General features: G+C 50.7%; 21 protein-coding genes. 14 read left to right on the top strand and 7 right to left on the bottom strand.

Annotated features, from left to right (window positions below):
• The first annotated feature begins 18 nt into the window (after window positions 1–18).
• The 3 genes from rplI (at window position 19) to MCJ35_RS23295 (ending at window position 2,767) form a co-directional block, all read left to right on the top strand.
• Entirely contained in the window at window positions 19–465 is a 447-nt protein-coding gene (gene rplI / locus MCJ35_RS23305; protein ID WP_008720770.1) for a 50S ribosomal protein L9, read from the top strand.
• 85 nt (window positions 466–550) lie between these two features.
• Entirely contained in the window at window positions 551–1,909 is a 1,359-nt protein-coding gene (dnaB, locus tag MCJ35_RS23300) for a replicative DNA helicase (RefSeq protein ID WP_008720768.1), read from the top strand.
• Window positions 1,910–2,098: 189 nt separating this feature from the next.
• A complete protein-coding gene (locus MCJ35_RS23295) occupies window positions 2,099–2,767 on the top strand; it encodes a MerR family transcriptional regulator (RefSeq protein ID WP_025485031.1) in 669 nt (222 codons plus the stop codon).
• A 149-nt stretch (window positions 2,768–2,916) separates the two neighbouring features.
• On the opposite strand, the gene MCJ35_RS23290 is transcribed toward MCJ35_RS23295, so the two are convergent.
• Window positions 2,917–3,786 carry a 3-isopropylmalate dehydrogenase gene (locus MCJ35_RS23290; protein WP_240299666.1) on the bottom strand — a complete coding sequence of 290 codons (870 nt, stop codon included), beginning with the start codon at window positions 3,784–3,786 and terminating at the stop codon, window positions 2,917–2,919.
• A 467-nt stretch (window positions 3,787–4,253) separates the two neighbouring features.
• Complete coding sequence (locus tag MCJ35_RS23285) at window positions 4,254–5,078, bottom strand: SDR family NAD(P)-dependent oxidoreductase (protein ID WP_240299665.1); 825 nt, start codon at window positions 5,076–5,078, stop codon at window positions 4,254–4,256.
• 229 nt (window positions 5,079–5,307) lie between these two features.
• On the opposite strand from MCJ35_RS23285, the gene MCJ35_RS23280 reads away from it, so the two are divergent.
• The 3 genes from MCJ35_RS23280 (at window position 5,308) to MCJ35_RS23270 (ending at window position 10,371) form a co-directional block, all read left to right on the top strand.
• Entirely contained in the window at window positions 5,308–6,924 is a 1,617-nt protein-coding gene (locus MCJ35_RS23280) for a C40 family peptidase (RefSeq protein WP_025485032.1), read from the top strand.
• Between the two features lie 115 nt (window positions 6,925–7,039).
• Window positions 7,040–7,735 (top strand): response regulator transcription factor, encoded by a 696-nt coding sequence (locus MCJ35_RS23275; protein ID WP_025485033.1) that lies wholly within the window; start codon window positions 7,040–7,042, stop codon window positions 7,733–7,735.
• 8 nt (window positions 7,736–7,743) lie between these two features.
• Window positions 7,744–10,371 (top strand): sensor histidine kinase, encoded by a 2,628-nt coding sequence (locus MCJ35_RS23270; RefSeq protein WP_025485034.1) that lies wholly within the window; start codon window positions 7,744–7,746, stop codon window positions 10,369–10,371.
• Window positions 10,372–10,514: 143 nt separating this feature from the next.
• Here the strand turns inward: MCJ35_RS23270 and MCJ35_RS23265 are convergent, their stop codons facing one another.
• The 5 genes from MCJ35_RS23265 to MCJ35_RS23245 all read right to left on the bottom strand — a co-directional run bounded on the left by MCJ35_RS23265 (window position 10,515) and on the right by MCJ35_RS23245 (window position 15,507).
• Window positions 10,515–11,264, bottom strand: a complete 750-nt coding sequence (locus tag MCJ35_RS23265; protein WP_008720753.1) for a phosphotransferase family protein — start codon at window positions 11,262–11,264, stop codon at window positions 10,515–10,517.
• Window positions 11,265–11,422: 158 nt separating this feature from the next.
• Complete coding sequence (gene glgB / locus MCJ35_RS23260; protein ID WP_025485035.1) at window positions 11,423–13,402, bottom strand: 1,4-alpha-glucan branching protein GlgB; 1,980 nt, start codon at window positions 13,400–13,402, stop codon at window positions 11,423–11,425.
• A 1-nt stretch (window position 13,403) separates the two neighbouring features.
• Window positions 13,404–14,753 (bottom strand): alpha-amylase family glycosyl hydrolase, encoded by a 1,350-nt coding sequence (locus tag MCJ35_RS23255; RefSeq protein WP_025485037.1) that lies wholly within the window; start codon window positions 14,751–14,753, stop codon window positions 13,404–13,406.
• 75 nt (window positions 14,754–14,828) lie between these two features.
• Window positions 14,829–15,083: a YaaL family protein gene (locus MCJ35_RS23250; protein ID WP_025485038.1), complete on the bottom strand. Its 255-nt coding sequence runs from the start codon at window positions 15,081–15,083 to the stop codon at window positions 14,829–14,831.
• Between the two features lie 70 nt (window positions 15,084–15,153).
• Complete coding sequence (locus tag MCJ35_RS23245; protein WP_008720746.1) at window positions 15,154–15,507, bottom strand: ArsR/SmtB family transcription factor; 354 nt, start codon at window positions 15,505–15,507, stop codon at window positions 15,154–15,156.
• A 288-nt stretch (window positions 15,508–15,795) separates the two neighbouring features.
• Between MCJ35_RS23245 and MCJ35_RS23240 the strand changes: the two genes are divergently transcribed.
• From MCJ35_RS23240 to MCJ35_RS23205, 8 genes are all read left to right on the top strand, one after another.
• Complete coding sequence (locus MCJ35_RS23240; RefSeq protein ID WP_025485040.1) at window positions 15,796–16,443, top strand: A24 family peptidase; 648 nt, start codon at window positions 15,796–15,798, stop codon at window positions 16,441–16,443.
• Between the two features lie 39 nt (window positions 16,444–16,482).
• On the top strand, window positions 16,483–17,487 hold the full coding sequence (locus tag MCJ35_RS23235) for a P-loop NTPase family protein (RefSeq protein ID WP_025485041.1): 1,005 nt from the start codon (window positions 16,483–16,485) through the stop codon (window positions 17,485–17,487).
• Between the two features lie 45 nt (window positions 17,488–17,532).
• Window positions 17,533–18,777: a TadA family conjugal transfer-associated ATPase gene (locus MCJ35_RS23230; protein ID WP_051400642.1), complete on the top strand. Its 1,245-nt coding sequence runs from the start codon at window positions 17,533–17,535 to the stop codon at window positions 18,775–18,777.
• A 151-nt stretch (window positions 18,778–18,928) separates the two neighbouring features.
• Window positions 18,929–19,612: a type II secretion system F family protein gene (locus MCJ35_RS23225; RefSeq protein ID WP_034577375.1), complete on the top strand. Its 684-nt coding sequence runs from the start codon at window positions 18,929–18,931 to the stop codon at window positions 19,610–19,612.
• Window positions 19,613–19,618: 6 nt separating this feature from the next.
• On the top strand, window positions 19,619–20,875 hold the full coding sequence (locus MCJ35_RS23220) for a hypothetical protein (RefSeq protein WP_025485044.1): 1,257 nt from the start codon (window positions 19,619–19,621) through the stop codon (window positions 20,873–20,875).
• Window positions 20,876–20,892: 17 nt separating this feature from the next.
• Entirely contained in the window at window positions 20,893–21,072 is a 180-nt protein-coding gene (locus tag MCJ35_RS23215) for a Flp1 family type IVb pilin (protein ID WP_008720736.1), read from the top strand.
• Entirely contained in the window at window positions 21,072–23,039 is a 1,968-nt protein-coding gene (locus MCJ35_RS23210) for a DUF5702 domain-containing protein (protein ID WP_025485045.1), read from the top strand. The genes MCJ35_RS23215 and MCJ35_RS23210 overlap by 1 nt, the downstream gene beginning before the upstream one ends.
• A gap of 262 nt (window positions 23,040–23,301) precedes the next feature.
• Entirely contained in the window at window positions 23,302–24,018 is a 717-nt protein-coding gene (locus MCJ35_RS23205) for a hypothetical protein (protein WP_240299664.1), read from the top strand.
• The last annotated feature ends 1 nt before the right edge of the window (window position 24,019 follow it).

The raw sequence follows: 24,019 nt of genomic DNA, 5'->3' as shown, positions 1-24,019 counted from the left end.
AGAAAGGAAGTATGTGACATGGAAATTGTATTACTGGAAGATGTGAAAGCATTAGGAAAAAAGGGACAGATTGTAACGGTAAATGACGGCTATGCGAGGAATTTCATCCTGCCCAAGAAGCTTGGCGTGGAAGCTACTTCTAAGAATTTAAATGACTTAAAGCTTAAAAAGGCCAATGATGCCAGGCTTGCAGCAGAAGTACTTGCGGCAGCCAAGGAACTGGCGGCAAAGCTGGACGAATCCAAGGTGACCCTTTCTATCAAGGCAGGGGAAGGCGGCAGGGCATTCGGCTCTGTATCCAACAAGGAAATCAGCAAGGCCATCACAGACCAGCTGGGACTGGAAATTGACAAGAAGAAAATCGTGCTGAACGACCCCATCAAATCCATTGGAAGCTTTGAGGTTCCCATTAAGCTTCACAAGGATGTGACAGCCAGACTGGCCGTGAAGGTAGTGGAAGCATAGGAATGCATGGAGTATGTAATGGATGATGGTATGACCCGCCCCGGAAGGAGCGGGTTTACTAAATGGAATACAGGAGACGATTAATATGGAAGAAGCCCTGATTAAGCGGGTGCTGCCCCACAGCCTGGAAGCAGAGCAGTCTGTCATCGGTTCCATGCTGATGGACAGGGAAGCGGTCATTGCTGCATCGGAAATCATTACTGGAAGCGATTTTTACCAGCAGCAGTATGGAATTATGTTTGACGCCATGGTAGAGCTGTTCAATGAAGGAAAACCAGTTGACCTGGTAACGCTTCAGGACCGGCTTAAGGAAAAGGATGTGCCGCCCGAGGTCAGCAGCCTGGATTTTGTGCGTGATATCATAACCATGGTGCCTACATCGGCCAACGTAAGGTCTTATGCAACCATTGTGGGGGAAAAGGCAGTGCTCCGAAGGCTTATTAAGACCACGGAGGAGATTGCCAATACCTGTTATGCGGGAAAAGAACCCTTGGAGAATATCCTGGCGGATACGGAGAAGTCTGTTTTCAACCTGCTGCAGAACCGTGGGGGCCAGGATTTTGTCCCGATTAAGCAGGTTGCCATTAATGTGCTTGAGAAGATTGAGGATGCTTATAAGAACCAGGGCACGGTTACGGGTATCCCTTCAGGATTCATTGACCTGGATTACAAGCTGTCCGGCTTCCAGCCATCGGACTTCATACTGATAGCGGCCCGTCCCTCCATGGGTAAAACGGCGTTTGTCCTTAATGTGGTGGATTATGTGGCGGTGCGCAAGAGCCTGCCCTGCATGGTATTCAGTCTGGAGATGTCCAAGGAGCAGCTGGTAAACCGTATGCTTTCCATGGAATCCAACGTGGATTCCCAGAAGCTGCGTACCGGTACCCTGACGGATTCCGACTGGGATGCGGTGGTTGAGGGTATTGGGATTATAGGTAATTCCAAGCTGATCATTGACGATACGCCCGGTATCTCCATCTCAGAGCTGCGCTCCAAGTGCCGGAAGATGAAGCTGGAATACGGTCTTAACATTGTAATCATCGACTACCTTCAGCTGATGAGCGGAAGCAAGAAAGGTGGAGGGGATAACCGTCAGCAGGAAATCTCAGACATTTCCCGTTCCCTAAAGGCCCTGGCCAGGGAGCTCCATGCGCCTGTGATTGCCCTGTCCCAGCTGTCCCGTGCCTGTGAGACCAGGCAGGACCACCGGCCCATGCTTTCTGACCTGCGTGAGTCCGGGGCCATTGAGCAGGATGCGGACGTTGTCATGTTCCTGTACCGTGACGATTACTATAATAAAGATACGGAACATCCCAATGAGGCTGAGGTCATCATAGCCAAACAGCGTAACGGTCCCATTGGTACGGTTACTTTAATCTGGAAACCGGAGTACACAAAGTTTGTCAATGCAGCCCGCCCGCAAGGAGGCGGACCCCAGGAATAAAGAACCCCCGTGCCCAGGAAGCACGGGGGTTTTCGCTGCGCAAACGCAGCGCAGCGGAGTTCGCGCTTCTTGTCCGTGCCCAGGAAGCGCAGGTATTTTTTTAAGCCGGGTGTCATAATATCCATTCTCAACGCATACACTAATAGTAAGGCAGGACATGCCTGTTAAGATGTGAAGGAGAGAATGGCTATGGATGAAGTACATTATCTGATATCGGATGCGTCCAAAAAGGTCGATGTGGAGGCCCATGTATTAAGATACTGGGAAGAAGAGCTGGAACTTGATATTCCCCGTAACGAGATGGGGCACCGGTACTATACGGATTTACATATCCGCCTGTTCAAGCAGGTTAAAAACCTGAAAGAAAAAGGGTATCAGCTGAAGGCAATCAAACATGCGCTGAACCAGGTACTAAAGAAAGACGGAAAAGCCCAGGGTGAGCTTTCCGATGAAATATTAGAGCGGGACATGAGTGCGGCCCTGCGTGAATTCAAGGAAGAGGATGGAAACACATCCTTAAGCACGGTCAAGGGTGACACGGGTTCGGTGGTTGCCATAGAGGAAAAGATGGAGCAGTTCCAGCAGATCATGAACCTGATTATCGGGCGTGCCCTGGAAGTGAACAATGAGAAGCTGAGCCAGGATATCAGCAGCCTTGTCAATGATAAGATGGGCAAGGAACTGGAGTTCCTCCTGCAGGCATCGGACCAGAAGGAAGAGGAGCGTTTCCGCCAGCTGGACGAGACCCTGAGGGCGTACCAAAAAGGCGGACAGGCTGAGGCAGCGGCTGCCAAGGTTCCGTTTTTCAAGCGCCGTAAATTCGGACGCAGCGGGAAAAAGCTGCGGGACGGTAAGTAAAGACAGTAAATTTATTGGTAAATAAAGGTCCGGACATTAAGGCTGGATGAAAATAAGTGCAGGCGAATTGTATATAAGCAGGGCCGGAATCTGTGTTTAGCGGGTTCCGGCCCTGCTTTTGCCCAATAATATTTTTTTCACCTAAGGAATTATTTCCAATATGTATTTAAATATATTCCTGCGCTGTCTTCTGTTAACTGGAATTTTTCAACTAATTTTTCAAGGCATTGCCCACGTGACAGATGCAGTTCCCTGCAGGTCTCTACCAGGGCCTGTACGCCTTTTTCCAGGCCTTTTTCGATTCCTTTTTCAATCCCCTTCTCTTCCCGTTCCGCCAGTTCATCTGCAAATAATTCCTTTAATGCCTCGCACATTCTCCTGCCCTCCTCATATTGTTTCTGATTGGCCCTGACTATGACGTCCATCACCGCCTGATAGAGCGGGTCGTTCTTCTTACCCTTATATTCCCTGGCCAGCGGCTCTATGTCCAGCTTGAGATCCAGCCCCTTCCGGAGCCTGCCAAGCCAGGCGTATTCTTCTTTTGACAACTGTTCTGTTACCAGCAGCTGCACAGGGAAGATAAAGTCCTCTATGTAATAGATGCCCTTTGTGACATTCCTGATCCTTACCCCATACCGTTTCTTTAGGTGCCGAACCAGACGTCTTGGATAATGGTCCCCAACCAGTGTGATGGTCAATTCTTCCGGCGGTATCTCCAGGACCTTTCCGGTGTCAGCCTGATAAATACATACATAACCCAGGACCTTATAAAAATCATTTACACTGATATAGTCCTCAGGACTCTTATATTCCACGATGTTATAGGTCCTGAATATCCTTCCGATACTCTTGCTGACAACGTGTCCCGGCTCCAGCTTGATGATCAGCGTATCCATCTGCAGCGGCTTCCTGCTGAGGTTGTATTCCTCATGAAAGCGGAGGAACGGCCTGTCCTCTGCCAGTTCCACCTGCAGAGCTGCCTGGAACGCAGGATGCCACTGTAATGCCTTCTTCCCCATCCATGCTACTCCCTTCAGTATAATTTAAAAAAAACGTAACTTCAATAGCCCTCCTGAAATTTCCCTTCTATCCTTCTGTCAATGCTCTGATTTCCGTGAAGCTGCGGCCGAACCGGCCATTATCGTGCATAAGCACATAAGACTGCCATTGGGGCAGTGAACCTTACTGTGGAAGGAATCCACAGGATATGGAATGGTCTAATATTCCTGTGAATCCAGTATAACACAAATAGGCCAATTGTCCATAGCTCCCCCTCCGGTTTTAGAAAGGGTTAATAAATAGACAGCTTATGAATAAAGAAGACCAGGATTAAGGATTACAGATTACAGGATTGTTAAGAAATATTTTAGTACCTTCATTTTCTTCCGGCCTGTAATGTGACAGCGGGTAATTGAATAAAACCTCTCCCTGACTTCCAGCGAGAGGTTTTTGTGGGATTATGAATGGCTCGGCGCGTATCCCTCCGTTAAAAGGAAGTCCATCCTCCGTCTGTCTGTACGGTGGCCCCGGTCATATGGGATGCGTCTGGGGAGGCCAGGAACAGGATGGATGCGGCCTGTTCCTCGGCAGTGGCTTCACGCTCCAGCATGGAAGTGTGTTTCTGGCCTGCCATGGACTGGGCTTTGGCTGGGTCCATACCGGCTTTGACGGCGGCGTCCCTGCGGGCTTTTACATATTCGAAGGCTTCTGCCACCATGGGTGTGGTGGTTGCCGCCGGATTCACGGAGTTGATGCGGATACCGTATTTTGCATAGTCCAGGGCCAGGTTCTTAGTCAGGCCGTTTACCGCGTGTTTGGATGCCACATAGGCCGGGTTGCCCGGAAGTCCGGTCAGCCCGGCGATGGAAGCGTTATTCACGATTACGCCGCCGTTTCCCTGCTTCATGAATTCACGAAGCTCCTGCCTGCAGCAGTAGAAGACGGAATAGAAATTATTGGTCATGGTGTAGTCCATCTGTTCCCGGGACAGTTCATGGAGCGGGCTGGGATTTCCCATGACCCCGGCATTGTTGATGGCGATATCCAGATGGCCGTAAGTATGGACAGCGGCCTGGACAAGCCTGGCTGCATTTTCCTCCGCTGAAAGGTCCAGATGGAGGAAGACGGCCTCCCCGCCAAGGGCTTTTAACTGGTCCAACACCTGTCCCCCTTCTTTCTCCAGGCGGTCGGCTAAAACCAGCCTTGCTCCTTCCTGGGCAGCCCGCAGGGCCGTGGCTGTCCCGATTCCCCTGGCAGACCCGGTGATTATCATGACTTTGTCTTTAAAACGGTTTGGATAAATCTGTTTCAAACTATATTTCCTCCTTCTGTTCTGTTTTCATTTTCTTTATATAGTCTTTACGATTCTGAAGAAAACATGTTACTTTTTAAAATGGTTAAAAAGTCCGCGGCGCACCCCTTTCAATTTTCTTACGACCTTAAAAATAATATCGCTATTCCTTAAGAAATGTGTTAGAATGAATTTGATTTTAGCGTTTAACACAGGAAGAAGTAAGGAAGGAAATGTACTTCACATGAATTTGAGGAAGCGATATAGAAAATACATTACATATACAGGCACTGCCGGCATGCTGGCCCTGTCCATGGCGTTGTCAGGGTGTTCCAAGGAAACCTCAGGACCTGCGGACGGGAATGCCACCCCATCGGAAGTGACGGAGATACAGGCGGTTCCGGAGACCATTGCCCAGCTGGGACTTCAGGGGCAGATCCTGCCGGGGCTTAATGACGTTGACCTGCCGGATGCGGAGCCGGCGCCCGAGTATCTGAGGATTGGGGTGAGGCACGAGATTGTTAAGAAGCTGCAGCAGCGTCTTATGGATTTAGGCTTTATGGATAATGATGAGCCAACGGATTATTTTGGCGAGATGACCCAGATGGCTGTTAAGCATTTCCAGAGGCAGAATGAACTGCCCATGGACGGGATTGTGGGTAATGCCACATGGGATGCAATCATGGCAGAGGATGCCAAGTACTACGCTGTGTCCAAGGGGACCCAGGGTGATGATATACAGAGAATCCAGCAGCGTTTATATGAACTGGGGTATCTGGCCTCGGCGGACCTGGTTACCGGTAATTTCGGGGATTCCACAGAGGCTGCAGTACTGAAGCTTCAGGAGGTCAACGGACTGGACCAGGACGGCAAGGTGGGGCAGAGGACCATCAACCTGCTGTACAGTGATGAGATTAAACCTAACTTCCTGGCCTATGGCGAGAAGAGCGATGTGGTCCTGGAATGCCAGAAGCGCCTTAAGGACCTGGGATACCTTACCACGACGCCGGACGGGGCTTATGGCGAGGATACGGTTGTGGCCGTAAAGCAGTTCCAGGCCAGGAACGACCAGGTGGTGGACGGTTATCTTGGGCCATCCACAAGGATTGCCCTTAACAGCCCGGACGCAAGGGCCAACGGCCTGATGCTGGGCGAGAGCGGCGATGCTGTTATCAAGGTCCAGAAGCTGTTAAACAAGCATGGATACCTTGTATCCGGCAATGTGACCGGATACTTTGGCGAGGCAACTGAGCGGGCAATCAAGAACTTCCAGTCCAGGAACGGACTGACATCAGACGGCCTGGTAGGCGTCCAGACCATGGCCAAGCTGACCAGTGATAATGTAAGGCGTCCCGCGGCAGGATCCACCAATACGGGCGGCTCCACAGGCGGAGGCGGTACAGGAGGCGGCGCCCAGGGCGGCAGTAACGGAGGTTCAACCGGAGGCGGCACAGGCGGCTCCGGCAATGCAGGCAATACCCCGCCGCCAGTGAGCAAGCCGGTTGGACAGGGTGCTTCAGCCCTTATATCGGTTGCGTCCTCCAAGCTGGGAAGCCCATACGTATGGGGCGCAAAGGGACCGAATTCATTTGACTGTTCCGGCTTTGTGTATTGGTGTCTGAACCAGGTGGGGGTTAACCAGAGTTATCTTACCTCCTCAGGCTGGAGAAATGCCGGAAGATATACAAAGATTACCAACTTCAACGATATCCAGGCCGGTGATATCGTGGTTGTAAGAGGCCATGTGGGAATCGCGGCAGGAGGCGGAACCGTTATCGATGCTTCCTCCAGTAACGGGCGCGTGGTACACAGAAGCCTGAGCCAGTGGTGGGCCAACAACTTCATCTGCGCATGGAGGATTTTCTAGGGCGTGCCATGTGCGGCCCGGGAAGTTTTAACAGGTTCTGGTAAGCGGGTCCAGTGATGGGATATCCATTATGGAATATTGATTACAGGTGTTCATTATAATAAGGAGGGCGAGGATGCAGACAATACTGGTATGTGATGATGATAAGCAGATTGTGGAGGCAATAGATATTTATCTGACAGGAGAGGGGTTCCAGGTAATCAAGGCGTATGATGGTTATGAGGCTTTGGAGTACCTGGAAGGCAATCAGGTGGATCTGCTGATTGTGGACGTGATGATGCCTGGACTGGACGGTATCCGGACCACGCTTAAGGTGAGGGAGAACAGCAGTATTCCCATCATCATCCTTTCTGCTAAGTCAGAGGATGCGGATAAGATACTGGGACTTAACATCGGTGCGGACGATTATATTACCAAACCGTTTAACCCCCTGGAACTGGTGGCCAGGGTCAAGTCCCAGCTGCGCCGCTATACCCAGCTGGGCAATATGAACCAGCAGGCGGAGGGGCAGGTCTTTAAGTGCGGCGGGCTTCAGATTAATGATGATAATAAAGAGGTCACGGTGGATGGGGACCCCATTAAGCTGACACCCATTGAGTATAATATCCTCCTGCTGCTGGTTAAGAACGCAGGCAAGGTGTTCTCCATTGATGAGATTTATGAGCAGATATGGAATGAGGAGGCCATTGGGGCGGATAATACCGTTGCGGTCCACATCCGTCATATCCGGGAGAAGATTGAGATTAACCCAAGGGAGCCGAAGTACCTGAAGGTTGTGTGGGGTGTGGGTTATAAGATTGAGAAACAGTAGGTGTCCATATGACAGAAGAAAGAAGACGGTTCAGGCGTAAGAAACAGGCCCTGACCCTGGCCCACATGTTTTTTGTCCTCATAGCCGTGTTTGGAATCAGCGCCATGTACCTGAACTCAAACTATGGCAAGGGCATTAAGTGGGTTTTTGAGGAAGCGTATGAGGATTCCCCCCAGTTTACCAGCCAGCTGAGCAATGATATCGGCCGTATATTCACATATGTGGGATATAAAGGCATGTTCGAGACGGACGGCGCCCTGGATATGAACAAGGTGATTGTGGGTGTGCAGAACGGACCTGGTTACCAGGAAGAGTATACCCTGGATTATATTGTCCGTTATCTGAAGCGCAGAGGTTATTATCTGGATGAGAATTTCTCGGTTCAGGGCTCGCCCCTTACCATGGACGAGGATGATGATGAGATTACGGTTGATTTCCAGAAGTATAACCCGGATTTCCTGGATGCAGATGAAAGCGGGGAACGGATGACGATGGAGGATCTGGCCTTTGACATCGTGAATCATCTGGGGGAATATTATACAATCCGTAATAATTATATTGAAAATAAAACCAATCTCCGGTTCCGCATTGTTTACAGGGATGACCAGGGAAAAGAAAATATATTTACCAATGCAGATGGCATGGGCCTGGAGGACTTGAAGGGTTCAGGCAAATACGTCTATATTCCTGGCGACAGCATTAAGATGGAGAGCAACATACCATCCGTGCCGGAAAATGCGGCCACACTGCTGGAAATCTGGAACCCTAACAATAATGATAATTATTACATGGTGGTTTCAGTGGATACCTCTTATCCTGAAACGGACACATACTCCACTGCTGCGCACGAGTACAGCAGCGCCAGACGCAATTTCATCCTGGGCATAGGCGGCGTGCTTGTGGGCCTTATGGGCTGTCTTGCAACCCTGGCATTCCTTATGCTGGGTTCAGGGCATATGACGGAAGGCAGCGAGGATATACGCCTGTTCCCCATTGACGAGGTGCATACGGAACTGAGCCTGGTTCTGTGGGCGGTTGCCACGGCCCTGTTCCTGTATGTGGGGCGATACGTGGGAATCCGCCTGTTCAGCCTGTTTGTGGCCGAAGGCCAGTGGCCTTACTGGAATAAGGTAATCAAGGCAGTAATCCTTTACGGGAGTTCAACCCTCTGTGTGTTCAGCATGCTGAGACGTTATAAGGCCAGGACCCTGTGGAGCGGCAGCCTTGCAAAGAAGGCCATTGATGCGGCAAAGCTTTATGTGGGCCATATATCCTTTGCGGCCGGTGCCGTATTCTGCTATACGTTATTTGTATCAGCCAATGCCGCCATGCTTTGGGGAATCATTTTCCTCTTTGCATACAGGGAAGATTCACTGAGTTACAGGATATTGCTCTATGCCCTGATTGCGTTCTTTATCGGGCTGGACGGGTACATTTTCCATCAGATGTTTAAGAAGGCGATGCAGAGGGATGTATTGGACACTGCAATCAGTAGCATTGCCGGTGGCAATACACATTATAAGATAGAAACGGTCCGCCTCAGCGGCAAGGAAAAGGATATGGGAGAGCATATCAACAATATCAGCAGCGGACTGGACACAGCCCTTGTGCAGCAGGTTAAGAGCGAACGTCTGAAGGCGGATTTGATAACCAATGTATCCCATGATATCAAGACGCCCCTTACATCCATCATCAATTATGTGGATTTGCTGAAGCGTGAAAAGATACAGGACCCCAAGATAGCGGCTTACCTGGAGGTCCTGGATCAGAAATCCCAGCGCCTTAAGACCCTGACCGAGGATCTGGTGGAAGCCTCCAAGGCCAGTTCCGGCAACATGAAGCTGGAGATGTCGGATATTGACCTGGTGGAACTGGTACAGCAGACCAACGGTGAATTTGAAGAGCGGTTTACCATGCGCCGCCTGGACCTGGTGTGCAGCGTGCCGGATGAAGTGTTGATGATACGGGCTGACGGACGGCGGCTGTGGAGGGTTCTGGAGAATCTGTATACCAATGCCTTTAAGTATGCCATGGAGCACAGCCGGGTGTACGTGGATGTGCTGGAGGAGGAAGGCCAGGCCATCTTCACCATTAAGAATGTGTCTGAGAATCCGTTAAACATTAAGCCGGATGAGCTGACCGAGCGTTTTGTCCGGGGAGATGTGGCCAGGACCACGGAAGGCAGCGGCTTGGGCCTCTCCATTGCAAAGAGCCTGACCGAGCTTCAGGACGGTGTGTTCGAGGTTGTGATTGACGGGGATCTGTTTAAGGCCATGGTGTCCTTCCCGATTATGCGTGCAGAGCATAAGCTGGAGCGTGGGACCGTGGGAGTGGCTGAGGCTGGGACGGATGGAACCGGGACTGCCGGAGAGAGGATGGCTGTTGCAGAGGATGCAGGGGACATGGCTGCCGGAAGCGGGCCGGATGGAACTGGGACTGTTGGAACGGAGACTGTTTGGACGGGGGGTGTCGGAGCTAGGACTGCCGGAACTGGGACTATCAAATCTGAGACTGTCCGAATCAAGGCTGAGGAACCGTCCGGGACACAAGCCGATGCTGTAAAGGAAGATGAGGCCGGTTTTTCAATGGAAGTGGAAGAGGACGTAATGACCTCACATACAGATCTAAAAGAATGATAAAATTTTCACGAAAAATTTGACAATTACTACAAAAATGTAAAAAATATACAATTACAATTGTCTATTATGCCATTCAAAAAAGCCCTTGGGAATTGCTTCCCAAGGGCCTTTTTGAACCTTAAATAATGTGTAAGCAGATTTTATTGGTAGTCAAATACGTTAATCCAACTCTCCAACAGTTCCTTTTCCTCCGGACGTTTATAGTACAGCTGGGCGGCAGCCACGATGGGCAGCCATCCCTGTACATAGCGTTTTTCCGTGCCTGTTTTCTCACAGAACATATCCATGTACATCTCAGCTTTCTTTTTGTCCTTTAAGGAGAGAAGAAGGTAGGTCCTGGCAACATCGGCGCTTGCGTTGCCCTGGGAAGCATGTACCCAGTCAACTACATACCACTTGCCGTCATTACCTACAATGATATTGCTTGGATCAAAATCGCCGTGGCACAGCTTGGTGTGCTTTGGCATCCCGTCCAGCCTGGTCATCAGTTCATAACGCAGGTTCTCGTCCAGCTGAACCTCTGATTTTAAAGCGCGCATGGTTTTTTCCTTTAACTTGTTAAGGAGCGGGCATGCCTGTGCATGGATTAAGATATGCAAATCTACCATCTGCTCCATGTACTCCTCAAGTTTGTCAGGATTCTCATCCATCAGCTGCTGCAGGGTCTTGCCTTCCACCAGTTCCCTGATTATGGACCATTTGCCGTCCACAACTGCTACCCCCAGGACCTTCGGGACATTAAGTGCTTCGATATCCTCGACACGTGCGTTGCACAGTGCTTCATTGAGGACTTCGGCCTTTGGAAAACCTTCACAGAATTCCTTGATGGCAGTATTTCCGTCGCGGTAGACGGATTTGGTTGCACTACTGGAAATTAGTTCTTTTGCCATAATTATACTCTCCTTCCACACATTATAAACGGTGCTGCGACGAAGTATCCATCGCACTGCCTTTATTCTACTACAACCAGGACAAAAAGTACATACCCAATTTGATAAATTTTTAACGTACTTTTGCCTTTTCAATCACCATTTTTTCTTTTAATTTCCTAAAAACGGAAAATAGCAGTACCGTAAGCAGGAAGGGGATAGGAAAATGAATAGGGCTGTCCGTCACACTCGCCTTTGGCAGATGAAAAACCAGGCGCTTCGCTGGCCTTATAGGCGCCATGGGTGCTGTCTAAAAGCAGGGTGTATTTGCCCCGCTTGGGAACCCCAACCCTGTAATCCGGGCGTTCCACCGGCGTGAAATTGATTATGAACAGCAGGTTCTTTTTGCCTGTCTCATCCCGGCGCAGGAAACTGAAGATACTCCTGTCCGCGTCATTGGCATTGATCCACTGGAATCCGTTCCAGTCATTGTCCTGGCGGTAAAGGGCGGGATACTTTTTGTATAAATGCAGCAGGTCCTTTACATAATCCTGCAGGTCCTTGTGGTCATCCTGGTCCGCCAGATACCAGTCCAGTGAAACCTTTTCATCCCATTCATGCAGTTGTCCGAAATCCTGGCCCATGAACAGCAGCTTCTTGCCCGGATGCCCCATCATGAAGGTGTATCCGGCTTTGAGGTTGGCGAACTTGTCCTCCCCAAGGCCCGGCATCTTGTTGATCATGGAGCATTTTAAATGTACTACTTCATCATGGGACAGGACCAGGATATAGTTTTCACTGGTAAAATAAGTAAGGCCGAAGGTCATGCGGTGATGGTTGTATTTGCGGAAATAGGGGTCCAGCTTCATGTATTCCAGGAAATCGTGCATCCATCCCATGTTCCACTTAAATGTGAAGCCAAGACCGTCCTGTTCCGGATGGGTTGTGACCTTGGGCCATGCGGTGGATTCCTCGGCAATGACCAGCGCGCCGTGGTTGCGCCCCTGCACCACGGTATTTAAATGCTTAAAGAATTCAATGGCCTCCAGGTTCTGGTTGCCTCCGTCCTTATTGGGAACCCACTGGCCTTCCTGGCGTCCATAGTCCAGGTAGAGCATGGATGCAACGGCATCCACCCGCAGGCCGTCCACATGGTACTGCTCCACCCAGTAAAGGGCGTTGCTGATCAGGAAATCCTTTACTTCATTTTTGCCGTAGTCAAACACCTTGGTGCCCCAGTCCGGGTGTTCGCCCTTGCGGGGGTCAGCGTATTCGAACAGGGGCTGTCCGTCAAAATCAGCCAGTCCATGGGCGTCCTTGGGGAAATGGGCCGGAACCCAGTCCAGGATGACGCCGATTCCGGCGCGGTGGAGATAATTCACAAAATACATGAAGTCCTTTGGCGAGCCGTACCTGGAGGTGGGTGCAAAATATCCGGTTACCTGATAACCCCAGGAACCGTCAAATGGATGTTCTGCGATGCCCATCAATTCAACATGGGTATAACCCATCTCCTTCACATAGGCCGCCAGTTCATGGGCCGCCTCGGAGTATGTATAGAACCCGTCCTTTTCTTCCCTGTTTTTCTTGCGCCACGAACCAAGGTGTACCTCGTAAATGCTCATGGGAAGCTTCTGCACATCCTGGGCGGTACGCTTGGTGACCCAGTCGCTGTCCGTCCAGTTAAAACCCTCAATATCCGTGGTCACGGAAGCAGTACCCGGCCGGTATTCGGCGCTGAATGCAAATGGGTCGGCTTTGTAGAGTATCTTGCCGGATTCGGTGGTGATGGCGAATTTATAAAGCTCGCCCACCTTCATGCCTGCATTGAAATACTCCCATATGCCGGAATCCGGTATCTTAACCATGGGATTGGCCTCAGGATTCCAGCCGTTAAAATCCCCCACCAGGTGCACTTCCCGGGCGTGGGGGGCCCAGACCGCAAAATAGATGCCGTCCTTTCCCTTGTATGTCCTGGGATGGGCGCCCAGTTTCTGATAAATATCATAGTGTGTCCCGGCTCCGAACAGATAACAGTCCAGGTCGGAGATATATCCCGTGGTCCGGGCCTTTTTCTTTTTGGTCCCGGCATCTGTTGTGGGCGTGGATTTCGCATTTGCCCTGGCTTTTGTACCCGAATTGCGTTTGTTTACAGCCATATCAGTTCTCCCCCTTTAGTTTTAGGACAGCGCCCCGGTTGCCCCTTAATTTTATATGGACCTTTCCGTCGGACACAGGCAGGACGGCTTCGCCGGATCCATCCTCCAGCAGGCTCACCGCCTCCCTGGCCGGGACTGGTACAGGTACATCAATCTCCACCTCATTGTCATCATTGTTTACCGCGGTGATGATGACCGAGTCCTCCCCATGCCGTGCGAATGCATACTGGCGGTTGGTCAGTAGCAGTTCCTGGTAGCGGCCGCCATGAAGCGCCTCATTCTCATCGTGGATGCGGCCAATGGCGGAGATGAATTCCGTAAGCTCACACTTGAGTCCATCTGACTGGCTGATGGCAATGGCTGGGCGGAGCGCCTCGTCGCTGGTATTGGTCCTCTTTCCCTCCACGCCCCATTCCCCGCCGTAATAGATGGATGGGATACCGGGCAGGGTAAAAAGGCAGAGATAAATGGGAATCAGGTGCTCCTTCAGCTTCAGTTTGCTGGCAATCCTGTCCTCGTCATGATTGTCAACAAAGGTATAAAGCTGCCTTCCGATTGCTTCCAACCGTCTTACATTGTGGGCAATTTCAAAGAAATTGTGGTCATTAAAGCCGGAGTAGAGGCTCTTGTGCAGCTCGTAGTTGGTCACGGAGTGAAGCATTTCCGGGTTGACCCACCGGCTGTAATCGCCGTGGATCACCTCGCCCATAAGCCAGAAGTCTTCCTTCATCTGTGCGGTTTCCTGACGCATCTCCTTCATGAAATTAAAGTCCAGCACATTGGCGCAGTCCAGCCGGATACCGTCAATATCAAATTCGTCAACCCAGAACCGGATTACATCAAACAGATAGGCCCGGACCGCCGGATTAAAAAGGTTGAGACAGGGAAGTTCAAAATGTCCCTGCCATGCATCATATCCGAACGGATCCCCGCATGGGCTCTGCCAGTCAAAGTTAACCCCTTTGTACCAGTCCCTGTAAGGGGAATCCCACTTCTTCTCCTGGATATCCTTAAATGCAAAAAACTCCCGTCCCGTGTGGTTGAATACCCCGTCTACCACCACGCGGATACCGCTGTCATGGCACTGCTCCACAAAATCCTTAAATGCCCCATTATCCCCCAGGCGTCTGTCGACCAGCTTGTAATCCCTGGTATCATAGCCGTGGCTGGTGGATTCAAACAGAGGCCCTATGTATACGGCGTTGCATCCAAGGGAGCGGATATGGGGAATCCACTGGGATAATTCTTCAAAACGGTTGGTTACTTCTGTGGCGTCATTGTGTTTAGGGGCTCCCGTCATCCCCAGGGGATACATGTGATAGAAAACTCCCCGCTCATACCAGGTGCTCATGTTGTTGTCCTCGCAATCTTTTCGTTTTATTTTTAATGCTTATGATGTTTTATATGTGTTGATGCCGGGAGGGGGTTAATCCTCCTGGCTTTTGAATTTCCGAAGCAGGAACTGGTAGCGCAGCTGCGCGGCGTTCAGCTCATAGATATAGCAGTCAATGAGGGTGGGATCAACCGCCTGCTCAAAATGGTTCCTGGCAGCATCGATGGCGCACTTGGTGCGGTCGATTTCGAATTTCAGATGGATAAGTTCAGGACGTATCCTTCTTGCAGCGGCAGCGCCTGTCCTTGAAGCAGCTGTCTCCCTGACCGCTTTAAAAAAATCAAACATGCTTTTCATCTCCCAGATATTGATAGAAATAGTATATCTGGAAAATGCGGTCTTATGCATATACTGGAATTTAATATATAAATTCTTCCAGCCGGTACCCAAGTTCCATCAGCTTGCGGTTGGATTCCCTGAGGGTCAGGTAATAATAATTGGCAGTGCCTTCCTGGCGGATGTCCACGATGCCGGCTTCCTTCAAAATCTTCAGATGATGTGAAATCGCAGGCCGGGAAAGGCTGGTGCGCTTTGTGATCTCATTGACATTGAGGGCATGGTCTTCGAATATGATTGGCCCGGCCTGCCGCCCGCGGTCCATGGCTTCCGCTGTCAGTACTTCAATGATGGACAGACGCATCTCATCGCCCAGGGCGATGAAAAGAGGCATACATTGATGAAACCGTTCCTTAAGTTCCTGGGCAGTTGTCATCTGCCATTCCTCCTTTGGTTTAAAAATTTGAACCAATATCATTTTACCATTTATATAGGAGGAGGTCAAGGAAATAAGAGAGGAAATAGATAAAATTCACCCTTGACATTTATGCCCAAATCCTTCATAATGGAAAAACATTCAAGATATTCTTTTTTATAATTCTAAACAGTAAGACATTGTAAATTGCCTGAATCAGGCAGGAATCTCCAAGTGAAGGAACGTAACTCATAAGGTTGTAAATCGGGGAACAGGATAGAACGATGGGAAGGAGGAAGGATTCTGTAATTGTCTGAATTTATATTGCTTACCGTACTTGCATTATGCGCTGCCGCAGATGTGAGGACACACCGGATACCCAACCGGTATGTGGGGTGCGGGGCTGTTGCGGAGCTTTTATGTATTTGTCTGGAGCAGGTGTATGGGATGGGACTTGGAGCTGGGGTGGGACTTGGAGCCGGGGTGGGACTCGGTGCCGGGATGGGACTTGAGGCTGGATTAGAACTTGGAGCCGGATTGGGGCCTGGAGCCGGACTGGGAGCAGGGCTGGTATGTATCCTGACGGCTGCAGTTGGATTCGCAGCCAGGATGGCCCTTGTGTGGGCATTGGGATTCCCGTTTTTTGTCCTGGGTATGACCGGGGCAGGGGACATTAAGATGGCAGGACTTATTGCCGCGTCCCTGGGAATCAGGGACAGTGTGACGGCTGTTATGGCCGGATTGGTTCTGGGAGCTGTTCTGGCTCTTGGAAGGATGCTGCATCAGGGCAGTATCTGTCAAAGATTTTCGTATTTATCAGCCTATATCAGGCGCACGGTTCAAACCAGGAAAGCAGAAAAGTATTACTGTCCCCAGCGGGACGGTTATGGGTGTGTCATTCCCTTTGGGGCCTGTCTGTATGCGGGGACGCTGTTAACGGTCTTATGGAGAGGATAGCTGGATGTGGAAATATTAAAGGAGGTGACAGAGGGTTTCATGATGAGGGTTTTAGCGGTATATGGGATTGATTCCTCATATGGGGAACGCTTTGCCGATTATGTCAATCAAAAGGAGAAGATACCTTTCACCGCAATGGCATTTTCCAATCTGGAAAAGCTTTTGCAGTACAGTGAGGAACATACGGTTGAAATACTTCTTGTGGATGAGGAGGCCAGGGAGCAGGTCCGGGATGTAAAGGCAAAACAGGTGATGGTGCTCTGCCAGGGGGAACTGGTGGAACAAAAGGAGGAGCTGCCGTCCATTTACAAGTATCAGTCGGGAGACTGTGTCATGCGTGAGGTGATGGCCCGCTACTGCAGCCAGCCAGTGGAACCGGGACTGGCCCTGCTTGGGACCAGGGCGGTAGTCATGGGTATATACTCGCCTGTGAACCGGTGCTTTAAGTCCTCCCTGGCATTGACTCTGAGCCAGCAGCTGGCCCGGGATGAATCCGTGCTGTATATGAACCTGGAAGAGTATTCCGGGTTCTCAAGACTGGTAAGCAGTGATTATGAGATGGATCTGTCGGATGTCCTGTACCTGTATAAACAGGGCGCTTATAACTGGATGCGGCTTAAATCCATGGTATATAACTGGGGCAACATGGATTATATCCCGCCTGTCAGGTATGCGGAGGACCTGAGCCAGGTATCCCCGGATGAGATGGCCATGCTGATTGACAGGATTTCCAGGGAAAGCGGTTATGACAAGGTGGTTGTGGATGTGGGACAGATGGGCCGGGGCGCCCTTCCGGTACTTTCGGTCTGCGATGTGGTTTATATGCCGGTAAGGGAGGATATGGTGTCCGCGGCCAAGCTGGAGGAATTTGATGAATATCTGGAGGAGGCGGATGACGGTTCTGTGCGGGACAAGATACAGAGGCTGAAGCTTCCGTCCCCCGGCAGGATCGGAAGGCGCGAGGGGTACCTGGAACAGCTCCTGTTTGGGGAAATGGGGGATTATGTCAGGCAGCTGTTAAAGGGCAGAGGACCGGAACATTGACAGCGGGTATGGGGAGTTAAGATGAAAAAGGAACATGAGGACAGGATGCTGCAGGAGAAAAGAATTAGGATCCAGCAGGAAAATGAAGGAAACAGGGAAGGAATCCGTTCCAGGCTGCGCCGCCGGATTATGGAGGAACTGACAGAAAGCCGTAACATGGACGATGAGCAGCTGCTGGAGCGGATTGACACTGCTATCCGTGATATGGGGCAGGGAATCTATCTTCCTTTGAAGGAGAGGATATGGCTGAGAGGAAGCCTGTTTGACAGCTTCCGCAGGCTGGATATCCTGCAGGAACTGGTGGATGACAAAACCGTGTCGGAGATCATGGTCAACGGTGCCGGGAAAATATTCATAGAACGCAATGGAAAAACAGAAGTATGGGAAAGGCGGTTTGAGAAACCGGAGCAGCTGGAAGACATCATCCAGCAGATTGTGGGCCGGGTCAACCGGGTGGTCAATGTATCCTCGCCCATTGTAGATGCAAGGCTGGAGGATGGTTCCAGGGTACATATCGTGCTTCCGCCGGTGTCCCTGAACGGGCCGGTGGTAACCATCCGCAAATTCCCTGAGCCAATTACCATGGAGAAGCTGATCCGTTTCGGGGCCGTAACCGGGGAGGCGGCTGGCTTCCTGAAGGAACTGGTGGGAGCCGGATACAATATTTTTATAAGCGGGGGCACCAATTCAGGCAAGACCACATTCCTGAATGCCCTGTCCTCCTGGATACCGCCCCATGAGCGTGTCATCACCATTGAAGATTCCGCGGAACTGCAGATTACCCAGGTGCCCAATCTGGTACGCCTGGAGACAAGGAACGCCAATACGGAAGGGGAAGGCGAGATAACCATGAGCCAACTGATACGGGCGTCCCTCCGGATGAATCCCGATCGGATAATTGTAGGGGAAGTCAGGGGACGGGAGACCCTGGACATGCTGCAGGCCATGAATACCGGGCATGACGGTTCCCTCTCCACGGGCCATGGGAACAGTGCCCGGGATATGCTCAGCCGGCTGGAAACCATGGTGCTGATGGCAGCAGATCTTCCGCTGCCCGCAATCAGAAGCCAGATTGCATCTGCCCTTGATATCATGGTGCATCTGGGACGCCTCAGGGACGGGAGCAGGAAAGTACTTAGTATTGCAGAGATTGGGGGATGTACGGATGGAGAAGTGGAGATGGAATCCTTATATGAATATGACAGGAAAACAGGGAGGCTGGAAGCAAAGAGGCGGCTTAAGAACAGGGAAAAGCTTGGAACTGCAGGATATTGCCAGGGGCGGGAATAGAGGAAGTATGGCTGTTAGGGGAAAGCGGAGAAGGGAGATGAAAACGGGCAGGACATCGGGACCAGCCCAAAAAGCCGGCCCTGGACCGCCTGACACAAGGGATTACCGTGTTTACCGGCTTTCAACTAGGGAGTGGATACTATATGGATGCATGGGAATCAGCGCCTGCGCCGTTGTAGCTTACACGTTTTACAGGAGTTTGATAGCCTTCCTGCTTATGATGCCGGTTGGAATGCTTTATCCCCTGTATAAGAAAAGGGATTTAAGACAGGAACGGATCCGGCAGCTGGGGCTGCAGTTCAAAGAGGGAATCCTTGTGCTGGCCTCCTATCTTGGGGCAGGATATTCGCTGGAGAATGGACTTGCCATGTGCACGGGGGAACTGGAGGGAATCTATGGAAAACAGGGGATGATTACAGAAGAATTCGCCACCCTGACCAACGGCGTCAGGATGAACCGGCCAGTGGAGCTGCTTTTGATGGAATTTGGGGCCAGAAGCGGTCTTGAGGATGTGGACCATTTTGCCCAGGTATTTGCAGCGGCCAGAAGAAGCGGCGGCGAACTGGTTGGGATTATCAATTATACAGCCGGAATCATACGTGATAAGGTGCAGGTACAGGAGGAAATCCATACCATGACAGCGGCCCGGGTGTTTGAGCAGAAAATCATGAATGGCATCCCATTCCTGATTGTACTGTACATAGACCTGACATCGCCGGGATTCTTCCGGGTGATGTATGAAACAATGATGGGCAGGGCTGTCATGACCATATGCCTGGCAGTGTATCTTGGCGCCTGGATGCTTTCCAAAAAGATACTTGAGATTGAGGTGTAGCAGGAAATGGGATGTAAGCAGGGATGGTGGAGCGCGCAGTGGAAGAAACTGAAATGGAAAAAACAGATTGGATGTGTGGCAATCGGCGTAATCCTGGGAGCCGTGGCCCAGGTCCAGTCCGGAGCAGGACAGGGATTTGGGCAGGATTATGTGCTGAAGAGAAATGGATATGGGCAGGGTGAGGCTTTTTACCAGATTAATGTAGAAGGTCTTGAGGAGGAGACGGTTTCCTTAGATATCAAGCTGTCGGAGCGGATTTACACAAAGGAGGAGGCCCATAAGGCATATGAGGCTGTCATGGAAGATCTTCCCCGATATATTCTCGGGGATAATGAATCATTAACTGAGGTAAGGACCAGCCTTAACCTGGTGACATCCCTGAACCAATATGGAATACGTCTCAGGTGGGAGTCCAATGATCCGGAACTTGTGGATTCTTTTGGTCAGGTAAATAATAGGGAGATAGAAGAATCTGGACGCGAAGTATGTCTGAGTGTACGGATGACCGACGGCACATGGCCTGAGGAATTTATCATACCGGTTATGGTAAAGCCGCCTTTGCTTACGGAAGAGCAGATACAGCAGGATTATTTCCTTAAAATGCTGTCCATGGAGGATGAACGGCAGAGCTCTACGGAGATTATGAAGCTGCCCAAATCATTCCAAGGCAGGGAACTGCGCTATCACATGAAGGACGACCCGGTTTTCCTGCCGCTGGCAGGCCTGGGCGCGGTGTTTGCTGTTTTACTTACCTTAAAAGACCAGAGCGATGTTAAGAAAGATGAGAACAAAAGGAAACACCAGCTGTTACTGGACTATTCGGAAGTCCTGTCCCGGCTCATCATCTTCCTTGGCGCAGGTATGAGCATCAGGACTGCATGGGATAAGGTTGCGTTTGATTATCAGAAGCTGGTGGATGACGGAAAACAAAAGCCCAGGTATGCATATCAGGAGATGTATGAAACCAGCTGCCAGATGCGGGGAGGCGTACCGGAGGGAAGGGCTTTCATGGATTTTGGAAGGCGCTGCGGACTGCAGCAATATATGAAGCTCAGCAGCCTTTTGGAACAGAACCGCAAGAACGGGTCAAAGAACCTGAGGGACACATTGAAGGTTGAGATGGCAGAGGCCTTTGAACAGCGCAAGCATCAGGCCAGAAGGCTGGGGGAGGAAGCGGGAACGAAGCTGCTGCTGCCATTGTTCATGATGCTGTCCGTTGTCATGGTTGTGATTGCTGTTCCGGCGCTGATGGAGTTTGGATAGGAAAGAGAGGTGAGTACATGGAATTAAGGAATGAATGGAAGGCATTCATGGAGGAGGACCAGGGCGTGGGGGTCATAGAATTGGTATTGGTCCTGGTGGTCCTCATAGGCCTGGTAATTATTTTCAAAAAGCAGATAACCACCCTTCTGGAGAATATTTTCAAGGAGATTAACAGCCAGTCGAAAGAGGTGTACTGATGGACAGGAAAGGGGAGATAACCATATTCCTGGCCATGATACTGGTAAGTGTCTGCGCCCTGCTGTGCGGACTTGCGGAATCAGTCCGGACCGCAGGGGCCAGATGCTATCTGCGGATGGCCGCGGATTCAGCAGTGGACTCCCTCATGGCACAATATCACAGGGAACTGTGGGACAAGTATCGCATCCTGGGACTTGAATACGATAGCCAGGAGACCCTTGAAAAGGAAATGGAAGGATTCCTGGCCCCCTATATGGAAGCCGGTAACTGGTATCCCATGAAGCTGTCAAAGGTCCAGGCAGAGGATGTGGTGACACTTACGCAGGGGGATGGGAGATATCTGGAACAGGAGATACTGGATTATATGAAGTACGGACTGTTTGATACGGATTGGGATGAACTGGATGAAGCGGGAGCAGGGGAACTGCTTGAGACATGGAAAGAAGGGGGAAGCGTAAACCGGCTGTCAGACCTTTACTCAACTCATTCCAAGGAGGCTGTCCAGTTAGAAAAGGCGCTGGAGAATATCAACAGCAGGCTGGAATTGCAGAAGGAGTACTGGACCCAGGCCGGACAATGTCTTCAATCCCTGGATGGACAGGGCTTTATATCCCGGGCCGGAAAGGTTGTAAAGGAACTGGAGAGGCTTCCTGCACTGGTGGGGACATATGAAAACAAAGCAGACCGGCTGCGGGAGCGTCTGGAAGAAAGCAGGGAAAGATATGGGGAGGAACAGGGAAACTTAAGCCAGGAGGTACAGGATGCCCTGGAGGATGAGATTGCCCAGTATGAAGCTTATGTGGATAAGGATGGGCAGAGAAGGCAGGAGGTTGTAAGACTCAGGGAATATGCGCCGGACAGGATTTCATGGATACAGGATGTCATCAGGGAAGCAGAGGATGTAATGGATTATATTGATAACTGGGAGCCGGATGATGAAGATGATGAACTGGATGAGGCCTCACTGTGGGAGCCGGTGGAACGGCGATGGTCCGGTTACGGCATGCTTTCACTGGGAATTGAGTTCGGGGTAAAAGACAAGGAAAAAGAAGGATTCCTGGAACGGATTGCCGGCATGGTGACGGGCGGATTTCTGGAACTTGTACTGCCGGAAGGGACAACGGTGTCAGGCAGGAAGCTTCAGCTTGACTCAGTGCCATCAGCTTCCCTGGACGGCGCCGGGAACCAGGGCAACGGCCTTGAGGGAACCGGAAACCTTGTATCACGTATACTGGTAGGAGAATATAATATACGTTTCTTTCAAGGTTTTCAGAAAGAAATGGGGGAAGGGGAATTCTATGAATTGGAGTATCTTATCCACGGCGGGAATCAGGACAGGGATAATCTGGCAGGCGTGGTGTCACGTCTGATTGCGCTGAGGCAAGGTCTGAACCTGATACACATCCTGTCCGACCCAGGAAAGCGGGAGGAAGCACGGAGCCTGGCCCTTGCCATCGTGGGAGGCACCGGAATCCTTCCGTTGGTATCTGTAACAGCATTCCTAATCATGACGGTATGGGCTTTGGGAGAAGCGCTGGCAGATGTGAGGGAGCTTTTGGATGGAGGAAGGGTACCATTCCTTAAGACCCGGAATCAATGGAAAATGAGCCTGGACCAGCTCCTTGACATAGGGAGGAATGGGCGCCTGCCGGATGGTGAAGCTGCGGATGATGGGGGAAATGGGCTGAGCTACAAAGGTTATCTCCGCGTCCTCATATTCGGGGGATATGGGAACGGCATGGTATACCGGATGATGGATATCATGGAGATTAATATTGAGAGGGGGCAGAATGGGTTTTCCATGGGACGTTGTGCCTGCATGGTGGATACAGAATCAACAGTCAGTGGAAAACATGTATTTTTTTCAACGGGATTGTGGAAAAAACAGATGGGGGACAGGGAGTTTGATTATGAAACCCGTATTGGGGCATCCGGCAGCTACATGGATGATTCCAGAAAACGTTAATAACAGTAGGAAAGGAGGTTCATGACCATGCCCTTTTACATGCGGAAAGGATATGCGGATACATAAAATGAAAAAGAAATCAAATATAAATATCGCACCTCTCCAGGTACAAAAAAGCTGCTTTTATCCATCTGCCATATCAGCCCGTCATGATAAAAGGGCATTGTCATGCACCTCCTGTTCTGTAAGTGGAAGCCTGTCTGTTGAGGCGGCCATGTGCCTGTCCTTATTTCTCTTTTTATGTGTATGTTTGATGATGCCTATGAAGATGATGGACAGGCAGAGACAGATTCAGGCCGTTGTGGAATCAGTGGGGGAGGAATTGAGCCAGTACGCCTATGTGGAATACTGCCTGCGTTCAGGAAGTGAGGCATCCGTGGATACGCAACGGGCAGACGGTGAGGATGCAGGTTCACTTCTGGCCGCAGGTTATGCCGTGGCACGGATACTGGGAGAGGTTGATAACAGCTGGATTGAATCTGTTTCCTTTGATGGTACGGACATTGGCACGGATGATACGGTAGTGATTGTCATGAAGTACAGGATGAAACTTCCATTTTCCATACTGGGGCTTAACAGCGTACCGGTGCAGCATGTCTGCAGCCGGAGGATGTGGAATGGAGCAGACGGGGAACGGTTCGGGCAAGGGGGAACATCAGAGGGTACGGAAGAGGAAATTGTTTATATAGGAAAGAACCCCACCCGCTATCACAGGCAGAGAACCTGCCATTATCTGTACAATGACTTAAAAGCCGTGTCTGCCGGTGAGGTGGAGTCCATGCGTAACCAGTCCGGGGGAAAGTATGCGCCATGTAAAACCTGTGGGACAGGAAATGGCAATGGAACTGTGTACATCATGCCGTATGGAGGCAGTTATCACACGGCAAGGACCTGTCCATCCATCATTGCATATGTACAGGCAGTGGCTTTATCACAAGTGGAGTATCTGGGAGCGTGTTCTTATTGTGGAGGTAAATGAT

It is taken from the genome of Enterocloster sp. OA13, from assembly GCF_022440595.1.
Classification (GTDB): domain Bacteria; phylum Bacillota; class Clostridia; order Lachnospirales; family Lachnospiraceae; genus Enterocloster; species Enterocloster hominis.
This window is presented reverse-complemented; position numbering and strand designations above follow the sequence as displayed.